Below are 9,503 nucleotides of genomic sequence, written 5' to 3' on the forward strand. Positions count from 1 at the left end.
TTTGGATTTGTCGCTCTGCGAGGAAAGTTCGTGCAGGTGACGGCGCGACAACGCGAGGAACCGCGGGGTAGGGCCCACGTCTTCGTACAGCGGATCGCCTTCTTCATCGGTGGCCACCACCTGCGATCCCTTGACGTAGGGGAAGCTGGCTTCCAACTCTTCCAGTGCCGCGCCGATGAGCTCGCCGAGCAGTTCTTCGGGGTGGCGCTTGGGGTACATGTCGCAGATGGCCGCCAGGCGTGCCGCAGCCTCGACGTCGAGATGAATCGTGTAGCCGGTCTGGGTCAGGCGACCCTTGGCGTTTTCTTCCCAATGCTGGGCAAGCTCACGGATTTTCATGATGACCTCAATAGCCCTGCTTTTGGCGGGCGCGATAGTGACAAGCCGTCGTGTGGCTTATCCATGAGACTAGCTTTGCCTGACAAGGTTTAAAGTCCCTTCGTCGCTTGTCATTAACGCCGGGCATCGGCACTCTCTCCTACAAAGCTGTCCGGACCTTTTTGCTGGAGAACTGCTGATGACCGATATCGATGCCCGCTTGCGCGAGGACGTCCACCTGCTCGGCGAGCTGCTGGGCAACACCATTCGCGACCAGTACGGGGACACCTTTCTCGACAAGATCGAGCAGATCCGCAAGGGCGCCAAGGCCGACCGCCGTGGTTCCATGGACGCCGAGCTGAGCGCCAGCCTCAACCAGTTGAGCGAGGATGAACTGCTGCCGGTGGCGCGGGCGTTCAACCAGTTTCTCAACCTGGCCAACATCGCCGAGCAATACCAGTTGATTCATCGGCGCGAAGAATCCAAGCCTGCACCGTTCGAGGCCCGGGTACTGCCCGAGCTGCTGGCGCGCCTGCGTGCCGAAGGCCACAGCGCTGAATCGCTGGCCAGGCAATTGGGCCGGCTGGACATCGAACTGGTTCTCACCGCCCACCCCACCGAAGTCGCCCGGCGCACCCTGATCCAGAAATACGATGCCATTGCCGCGCAACTGGCGGCCCAGGATCACCGCGACCTCACCAGCGCCGAGCGCGCGCAAATCCACCAGCGTTTGCAGCGGTTGATCGCCGAAGCCTGGCACACCGAAGAAATCCGCCGCACCCGGCCCACGCCCGTGGACGAGGCCAAGTGGGGCTTTGCAGTGATCGAGCATTCGCTGTGGCACGCCATCCCCAATTACCTGCGCAAGGCCGACCAGGCCCTGCACGCCGCCACCGGGCTGCGCTTGCCCCTGGAGGCCGCACCGATCCGCTTTGCCTCGTGGATGGGCGGCGACCGCGACGGCAACCCGAACGTCACCGCTGCGGTCACGCGCGAAGTGCTGCTGTTGGCGCGTTGGATGGCGGCGGACCTTTATCTGCGTGATGTCGATCACCTGGCGGCGGACCTGTCCATGCAAAAGGCCAGCGATGCCTTGCGCGCCCAGGCCGGGGAGAGTGCCGAACCCTATCGCGCAGTACTCAAGCAATTGCGTGAACGCCTGCGGGCGACCCGCAACTGGGCCCAGGCCTCGCTGAAAGCCACGACGCCGGCCACCGCCGAGGTACTGCAGAACAACCGCGAGCTGCTCGATCCGTTGGAGTTGTGCTACCAGTCCCTGCACGAATGCGGCATGGGTGTGATTGCTGACGGGCCGCTGCTCGATTGCCTGCGCCGCGCGGTGACCTTCGGACTGTTCCTCGTGCGCCTCGATGTGCGGCAGGATTCGACGCGCCACTCGATGGCCATGACCGAGATCACCGATTATCTCGGTCTTGGGCGTTATGAAGACTGGAACGAAGAGCAGCGCATCCGTTTCCTGCTGGACGAGCTGAATAACCGTCGCCCCTTGTTGCCGCCGCATTTCAAACCGTCGGCGGACACCGGCGAAGTCCTCGCCACTTGCCGGGAAGTCGCGGCGGCGCCTGCGGCGTCCCTGGGTTCCTACGTGATCTCCATGGCCGGCGCGGCTTCCGATGTGCTGGCGGTGCAGCTGTTGCTCAAGGAAGCCGGCGTGCTGCGGCCGATGCGGGTGGTGCCGCTGTTCGAAACCCTTGCCGACCTGGACAACGCCGGGCCGGTGATGGAGCGTCTTTTGTCGCTGCCAAGCTATCGCGCGCGCCTGCAAGGGCCTCAGGAAGTGATGATCGGCTATTCCGATTCGGCCAAGGACGCCGGGACCACGGCGGCGGCCTGGGCGCAATATCGGGCCCAGGAGCGCTTGGTGGATATCTGCCGGGAGCAGCAAGTCGAACTGCTGCTGTTCCATGGTCGCGGGGGCACGGTGGGCCGTGGCGGTGGCCCGGCGCACGCGGCGATCCTGTCCCAGCCGCCGGGTTCGGTGGCCGGTCGGTTCCGCACCACCGAACAGGGCGAAATGATTCGTTTCAAATTTGGCCTGCCGGACATCGCCGAACAGAACCTCAACCTTTATCTCGCTGCGGTGTTGGAAGCGACCTTGTTGCCACCGCCGCCGCCCACGCCAGAGTGGCGTCATTTGATGGACGAGCTGGCCGCCGATGGCGTCAGTGCCTACCGCGCCGTGGTGCGGGAAAATCCGCAATTCGTCGAGTACTTCCGCCAGTCCACGCCGGAACAGGAATTGGGTCGGCTGCCCCTGGGCAGTCGTCCGGCCAAGCGCCGCGCCGGTGGTATCGAGAGCCTGCGGGCGATTCCGTGGATCTTCGGCTGGACCCAGACCCGCCTGATGCTGCCCGCCTGGCTCGGTTGGGAAGCTGCCCTGGGCAAGGCGTTGGAGCGGGGCGAGGGTAAGTTGCTCGGGCAGATGCGCGAGCAGTGGCCGTTCTTCCGTACCCGCATCGACATGCTGGAGATGGTGCTGGCCAAGGCCGACGCCGACATTGCCCAGTCCTACGATGAACGTCTGGTGGAGCCGGCACTGCTGCCGTTGGGCGAGCATTTACGCGACCTATTGTCGCAGGCGTGCTCGGTGGTCCTGGGGTTGACCGGCCAGTCGCAGCTACTGGCACATAGCCCAGACACGCTGGAATTCATTCGCTTGCGCAACACTTACCTCGACCCGTTGCACCTGTTGCAGGCCGAACTGTTGGCTCGTTCGCGGCAGCAGGACGTTGCCCAGGGCAGCCCCGTGGAACAGGCGTTGCTGGTGTCTGTGGCAGGGATCGCCGCCGGTTTGCGCAACACCGGCTGACGGCGGGTCGTTGCACGAAACAGCTCGCCCGGTTCGTCCGGGCGTAGCCGTTTGCGGGGAAGGGCAGGTCGACCAGGCGACAGTTTGTTGCCCGGTTGCGACTCTCGCCACCTCATACAAAGGTCGCGTCGGGCGCGGGTTCCTCCGACTTTCGGCGGCTTGTGTGGCTGGGGCCTGCTGTGTATCTTGAGCAGCCTTTGACCGTTTGGGCGGTCACGATCCTGTTTTTCGAAGATTGGCCCCACGAGGCGAATCCGAGCGTTTTACATAAAAAAATTGAGGAGCACATCGATGCGCGTCATTCTGCTGGGAGCTCCCGGGGCCGGTAAAGGTACTCAGGCAAAGTTCATCACCGAGAAATTCGGTATCCCGCAAATCTCCACCGGCGACATGCTGCGTGCCGCGGTCAAGGCTGGCACCCCATTGGGCGTTCAAGCCAAGAGCATCATGGATGCCGGCGGCCTGGTGTCGGATGACCTGATCATCGCCCTGGTCAAGGATCGCATCGCTCAACCGGACTGCGCCAATGGCTTCCTGTTCGACGGTTTCCCGCGCACCATTCCCCAGGCTGAAGCCCTGGTGACTGCCGGTGTGGAGCTCGATCACGTGGTTGAAATCGCGGTAGATGACGAAGAAATCGTCCAGCGCATTGCCGGCCGTCGCGTTCACGAAGCATCCGGTCGTGTCTATCACACCGTCTACAACCCGCCAAAGGTCGCCGGCAAGGACGACGTGACTGGCGACGAGCTGGTGCAGCGCAAGGACGACACCGAAGAAACCGTGCGTCATCGCCTGTCGGTCTACCATTCCCAGACCAAGCCGCTGGTGGACTTCTACCAGAAGCTGTCCGCTGCCCAGGGCAAGCCGAAGTACAGCCACATCCCGGGCGTTGGCTCGGTCGATGCGATCACCGGCAAGGTGCTTGAAGCGCTGAGCTGAAAAGTCTGATCAGCTGCATCAACTACGGCCCGCTTGCGGGCCGTAGTTGTTTATACTGGCGCACTTTTTTTCCACCTGATTTACGGACACATCGATGAGCACCTTGCTGGCCCTGGACACCGCGACCGAAGCTTGCTCCGTTGCCTTGCTGCACGACGGCAAGGTCACGAGCCATTACGAGGTGATCCCGCGTTTGCACGCGCAGAAGTTGCTGCCGATGATCCAGCAGTTGCTGAGCGACGCCGGGACGACCTTGCAAGCGGTTGACGCGATTGCCTTTGGCCGTGGGCCGGGTGCGTTCACCGGCGTGCGGATCGCCATTGGCGTCGTGCAGGGCTTGGCCTTTGCCCTGGAACGTCCGGTATTGCCGGTGTCGAACCTGGCGGTGCTGGCCCAGCGTGCCTTGCGCGAACACGGCGCGCGCCAGGTGGCGGCTGCCATCGATGCGCGCATGGACGAGGTGTACTGGGGCTGCTATCGCGAAACCAACGGCGAGATGCGTCTGGTGGGCCGTGAAGCGGTATTGCCACCTGAATCGGCGGCGTTGCCGGATGAGACGAGTGGTGATTGGTTCGGTGCCGGTACCGGGTGGGGTTATGGCGAGCGGATCGGCACCAGCGTTGTCGGCCAGGATGCGTCGATGCTGCCCCATGCCGAAGACCTGCTGGCGCTGGCACGCTTCGCTTGGGAGCGCGGCGAGGCCATTGCGGCCGATGAGGCGCAGCCGGTTTACCTGCGGGACAAGGTCGCAACGCCTAAGTCCGAACGGCTCTGACCTCATTTCAAGCAAACTTGCTCTCGCTCGGCTCTGTAGGAGCTGGCGTAGCCTGCGATCTTTTGATCTTGATCTTTGAGACGCAATTGACTGGCACAAGATCGCAGCCTCGTTGCACTCGGCAGCTCCTACAGGCGCAGCCCAGCGGGAGCAAGCACCCTCGCCACAAAGGCGTTCGGTTACCTTGGAGCCGGTGTTCCCAAATTCATTTGCGCCTGCATAAGTCACACCCAACCTTGCCAGTCGTCACTTTTTCAGCCCGTTTTTAAACCTTTTTGACTTTATGTGTTCTAGTTATCACTTGCGCATTTGCGCGGCTGTGAATGTGCCGCTAAATTGCCATCATTGATACCGAGCATTTTTGTCATGCGTATAGACGGCGTTTCATCCCAGTCCTATCCCATCAAGCGTCGGCCTCGTGCGGGTAAAGCTGCCGAGCCCGAAACCTTCGATGACATCGATGGCGACCTGGAACTTCCGTCCGAAGAGCAACTGGCCGCCCGTGCCGCCAAAGCTTCTGCGCAGCGCCTGAGCAATCTTCCCGCCCGTCAGCAAGACATGCTGTATCACCGCGCCATGAGCCGCAGTGTCGCCACGGCCCTTGCCAGTTATTTGAGCACTGCCGGTTTTGTCGACTGGGATATGGAAGTGCTGGGGCTCGACCTCTACATCTGATGCGGTTGCCTTATTACCTCGGCTGCCCGTCCTGGAGCGAAAACGCCTGGCGCGATTATCTTTATCCCCAGGACGCCAAGAGCTCTGACTTCCTGAATCTCTATAGCCAGGTTTTCAACGCCGTGGAAGGCAACACGACCTTCTATGCGAGCCCGTCTACGGCCACCGTCCAACGCTGGGCGGAGATCATGCCAGAGCATTTTCGTTTCACCGCCAAGATCCCCGGCGATATCAGCCATGGCGGTGATTTGCGCGAACACCTGACCGCCACCGAAACCTTCGTTCAGTTGCTCAGCCCGCTGGGCGAGCGGGTCTCGCCGTTCTGGCTGCAGTTGTCCAAGGCGTTCACGCCCAATCGGTTGCAGGAACTGGCGGCCTTCATCGACGCGTTCCCGCGACCGTTGGCCGTCGAGGTCCGTCACGATGAGTTCTTCGCCAAGGGCGATGCCGAGCGCCAGCTCAATCGCCTGTTGCTCGATCGCGGCGTGGAACGTATCTGCCTCGATCCGCGGGGTTTGTTCAGCTGTGCTTCGACCGATCCTTCAGTGATCCATGCCCAATACAAAAAGCCACGAGTGCCTACGCGGCCGGCGGCGTTCACCCAATGCCCACAGGTGCGCTTCGTCGGCCATCCCGTGGTGGAAGCCAACGAGCCGTTCCTGACGCCTTGGGTTGCGAAAATCGCCGAGTGGATCGAAGAAGGGCGCACGCCGTACATGTTCCTGCACACCGCCGACAACCTCCTGGCGGCAAAACTCGCGATGCACTTTCACAGTCGCTTGATGAGCCGTTTGCCTGGCTTGCCGGCCTTGCCTGAGCTATATAGAGAACCCGCCGCCGAGCAACTGGGTTTGCTCTGAGGCGATCTCTTCCCTAGTTCAGGAGCGACTTTCATGGATGCACAAACCCGGCGAGCCCAGGCGTTCAAGGCCTTGCACGAGCGTGAAGGGGCGTTTGTCATTCCCAATCCGTGGGATGCCGGCTCGGCCAAGATGCTCGCCACCCTTGGCTTCGAAGCCTTGGCCACGACCAGTGCCGGCTACGCTTTTTCCCTGGCGAGACCCGATGGTGGGCTGGCCCTGGATGACACGTTGGCCAACGTGCGAGCGATCGTGGCGGCCACGGATTTGCCAGTGGCTGTCGACTTGGAAAATGGCTTTGCCGATGCGCCCGAAGAATGTGCCCGCAGCCTGCTGCGCGCGGCAGAAGCCGGGGCAGTGGGGGGCTCGATCGAAGACGCGACCGGGCGTCCGGACAGTCCGATCTATTGCTTCGACCACGCAGTGGCGCGCGTCAAGGCTGCGGCCGACGCGGTGCGCAGCTTGCCGTTCCCGTTCCTGCTGACCGCCCGGGCGGAGAATTTCCTGCACGGCAAGCCCGACCTGGACGACACAGTCCGACGCCTGAAGGCCTTCGCCGACGCAGGCGCCGACGTGCTCTACGCTCCGGGGTTGAGCAGCGCCGAACAGGTCCTCGCGGTGGTCCGGGCCGTGGCGCCCAAGCCGGTGAATGTGCTGATGTCCGGTGCGCTGGACCTCACCGTGGCACAGTTGAGCGAACTGGGCGTCAAGCGCATCAGCGTCGGATCGGCCCTGGCATTGGCGGCCTACGGCGAGTTCTTCCGCGCCGCCGAGGAAATCCAGCAACAGGGCACGTTCACCTTCACCCGTCGCTCGATGCCGTTCAGTCAGGCCAATCAATTATTCAAGGGTTGATGCCCGAGGCGTTGTCGTGCGGTTTTTCAAAGTGTTGATGGTATTGGCGCTGGTTGCTGGCGCTGCGGTATTTGGGGTTTGGCGCGGCTGGCTGCCGGTGCCGCCGCAATGGAATCCCTGGGCGCCGTTGGACGTCAACGTCCCGCCGAACCTGCTGACCCGCTACAAGCTGATGGCCCTGCGCAACGACCCGCAACTGTGCGACCAGGCGCTTGCGACGTCAGGGCTTCGCACCGCTCGCCAGGCGGACAGCGGCGCCAACACGACGTGTCCGTTGACCAATGTGTTGCGGGTGCAGGGCGGCGAGGTGGCATTGAGCAGCAGCTTCCTGGCCAGCTGCCCGCTGGCCGTGGCCTTCGCGTTGTTCGAGCGCCATGCGCTGCAGCCGGCGGCAACGGCGGTCTATGGGCAGAAGGTCACGCGGGTCGATCACTTGGGCAGCTTTGCCTGTCGCAATATGTACGGTCGTGAAAGCGGCGCGCGCAGCCAGCATGCCACCGCCAGCGCGCTCGACATCGCCGGGTTTCGCCTGGCCGATGGGCGCGCGGTCAGCGTGCTCAAGGACTGGTCGAAGGACAACACCGATGCGCAGTTCCTGCGGCAGGTGCGCGACGGCGCCTGCGACATGTTCAGTGTGGTGTTGAGTCCGGACTACAACGCGGCGCACCGCAACCATTTTCATCTGGATGTCGGGCCGTGGTGGATCTGTCGGTAAGAATCAGGCGGCGATGCGCAGGTTATGCAGCACGATCGGCCGTGCCCAGCGAGTGTCGAAATCGAGTTGTTTCTGTTGTGCCACCAATTCCTCTTCCGGAAACGGCGGGAACGGCTTGTCCAGCAGGTCGAGTTCGAACTCGGCAATCGGCAGGTGCAACGGACGCGGTTGTGGTGCAGGGCCCGGTTCTGGCAGGGGTTGGCCGGCGGTGAGAACGATCGGGCGAACCCAGTTGCTCTCGAAGGTCTGCTGCTTTTGCTGGGCGACGATTTCTTCCGGCGGGAAGGGTGGGAACGGCTTGTCCAGCAAGTCCAGTTCGAATTCGGCGATCGGCAGGAACAACGGCTCGGGCGGCTTGACCTGGATTTCAGTCACGTCGCAGGTGCGCTGGCTGACGATGTGGTCCAGCAGTTCGGCGCCGAGGGTCGGTTCAACCGCTTCATCGAGGGCGACTGGCTGGTAGCTGCCAGGCGCCGGTGCGTTTTCACCCAACTGATCGGCCAGGGCCCGGGCGAAAAAATCCTGCCACAGGTGACTGACGCCGCTCAGTGCTTGGGTGTTACGCAGGCTGTAATCGCCGTAAGGGGAGATAACGCCTATCGATGTGGATTGAATGTCTGACATTTTTCTCGGTCGACGCTCAGCTCTGGCAAAATGCCGTTCACCGTTGTTATCGGCCGTTTTTGCCGATCCTTAATTTTTTGAGCGTGTTTTCATGATTGAGCAACCCGCGGCCTGCCGCATCCACGTCGAGGCCCTGGCCCCGGCCTTTCAGGCGCACGCCGAGCAATGGGCCGAGCGGCTTGGCCTGCCGTTGCAAGTGGACGATGGCGAGTTTGCCTTGCAGGTTGGCGAGCAGGGTTTGCAATTGCAGCAATTGGGACCTGATGCGCCGGGGCCGGTGCGGGTGGATTTCGTCGAGGGAGGCGCGGCCCATCGTCGGTTGTACGGCGGCGGCAGCGGCCAGATGATCGCCAAGGCCGTCGGTGTCGCCCAGGGTGTGCGTCCTCGGGTACTTGATGCGACGGCTGGGCTGGGCAAGGACGCGTTCGTGCTGGCGAGCCTGGGCTGCGAAATGAACCTGATCGAGCGCCAGCCGTTGATCGGCGCCTTGCTGGAAGATGGCCTGGCCCGTGGCGCGGAGGACTTCGACGTGGCGCCGATCGTGGCGCGGATGCGCTTGCTCAAGGGCAACTCCATCGAGGTGATGCGCAACTGGGAAGGCGAGCCGCCCCAGGTAATCTACCTGGACCCGATGTTCCCTCATCGGGAGAAAACTGCCCTGGTTAAGAAGGAGATGCGCTTGTTCCGCCCGCTGGTGGGCGATGACAATGACGCACCGGCGCTGCTGGCTGCGGCCTTGGCGCTGGCGACCCACCGGGTGGTGGTCAAGCGTCCGCGCAAGGCGCCTTGCATCGAAGGGCCGAAGCCGAGCCATGGGTTGGAGGGCAAGTCCAGTCGTTACGACATCTATCCCAAGAAAGCGCTCAAGGCTTGAGACCGAGGCGCCTGCATCGCGAGCAAGCTCGCTCCCAC

At 62.8% G+C, this 9,503-nt stretch carries 10 protein-coding genes; 8 read left to right on the forward strand and 2 right to left on the reverse strand.

Annotated features, from left to right (window positions below; genetic code table 11):
* Positions 1-339: pilin assembly protein (locus OC610_RS14255; protein ID WP_264428526.1), on the reverse strand; the 339-nt coding region annotated here is incomplete at its 3' end.
* Between the two features lie 178 nt (positions 340-517).
* On the opposite strand from OC610_RS14255, the gene ppc reads away from it, so the two are divergent.
* From ppc to OC610_RS14290, 7 genes are all read left to right on the forward strand, one after another.
* Positions 518-3,148 carry a phosphoenolpyruvate carboxylase gene (gene ppc, locus OC610_RS14260; protein WP_264428527.1) on the forward strand — a complete coding sequence of 877 codons (2,631 nt, stop codon included), beginning with the start codon at positions 518-520 and terminating at the stop codon, positions 3,146-3,148.
* Between the two features lie 291 nt (positions 3,149-3,439).
* Positions 3,440-4,087, forward strand: a complete 648-nt coding sequence (adk, locus tag OC610_RS14265; RefSeq protein WP_030139520.1) for an adenylate kinase — start codon at positions 3,440-3,442, stop codon at positions 4,085-4,087.
* Positions 4,088-4,181: 94 nt separating this feature from the next.
* The gene (gene tsaB / locus OC610_RS14270) at positions 4,182-4,862 is read left to right on the forward strand and encodes a tRNA (adenosine(37)-N6)-threonylcarbamoyltransferase complex dimerization subunit type 1 TsaB (protein ID WP_264428530.1); all 681 of its coding nucleotides are present in this window, start codon (positions 4,182-4,184) and stop codon (positions 4,860-4,862) included.
* Positions 4,863-5,228: 366 nt separating this feature from the next.
* Positions 5,229-5,537 (forward strand): hypothetical protein, encoded by a 309-nt coding sequence (locus OC610_RS14275; RefSeq protein WP_030139518.1) that lies wholly within the window; start codon positions 5,229-5,231, stop codon positions 5,535-5,537.
* Positions 5,537-6,397: a DUF72 domain-containing protein gene (locus tag OC610_RS14280; RefSeq protein WP_264428532.1), complete on the forward strand. Its 861-nt coding sequence runs from the start codon at positions 5,537-5,539 to the stop codon at positions 6,395-6,397. The genes OC610_RS14275 and OC610_RS14280 overlap by 1 nt, the downstream gene beginning before the upstream one ends.
* Before the next feature lie 33 nt (positions 6,398-6,430).
* Positions 6,431-7,252: an isocitrate lyase/PEP mutase family protein gene (locus OC610_RS14285; RefSeq protein WP_264428535.1), complete on the forward strand. Its 822-nt coding sequence runs from the start codon at positions 6,431-6,433 to the stop codon at positions 7,250-7,252.
* A 16-nt stretch (positions 7,253-7,268) separates the two neighbouring features.
* Positions 7,269-7,967, forward strand: coding sequence for an extensin-like domain-containing protein (locus tag OC610_RS14290; protein WP_264428537.1), 699 nt, complete (start codon positions 7,269-7,271; stop codon positions 7,965-7,967).
* A 3-nt stretch (positions 7,968-7,970) separates the two neighbouring features.
* Here OC610_RS14290 and OC610_RS14295 read toward each other — a convergent pair whose 3' ends face one another.
* Positions 7,971-8,591 carry an energy transducer TonB gene (locus OC610_RS14295; RefSeq protein ID WP_264428539.1) on the reverse strand — a complete coding sequence of 207 codons (621 nt, stop codon included), beginning with the start codon at positions 8,589-8,591 and terminating at the stop codon, positions 7,971-7,973.
* 91 nt (positions 8,592-8,682) lie between these two features.
* Here OC610_RS14295 and OC610_RS14300 point away from each other — a divergent pair, with 91 nt between their 5' ends.
* On the forward strand, positions 8,683-9,465 hold the full coding sequence (locus OC610_RS14300; protein WP_269807990.1) for a class I SAM-dependent methyltransferase: 783 nt from the start codon (positions 8,683-8,685) through the stop codon (positions 9,463-9,465).
* Positions 9,466-9,503 lie beyond the last annotated feature (38 nt).

The organism is Pseudomonas agronomica, assembly GCF_025917275.1.
GTDB classification, from domain to species: Bacteria; Pseudomonadota; Gammaproteobacteria; order Pseudomonadales; family Pseudomonadaceae; genus Aquipseudomonas; species Aquipseudomonas agronomica.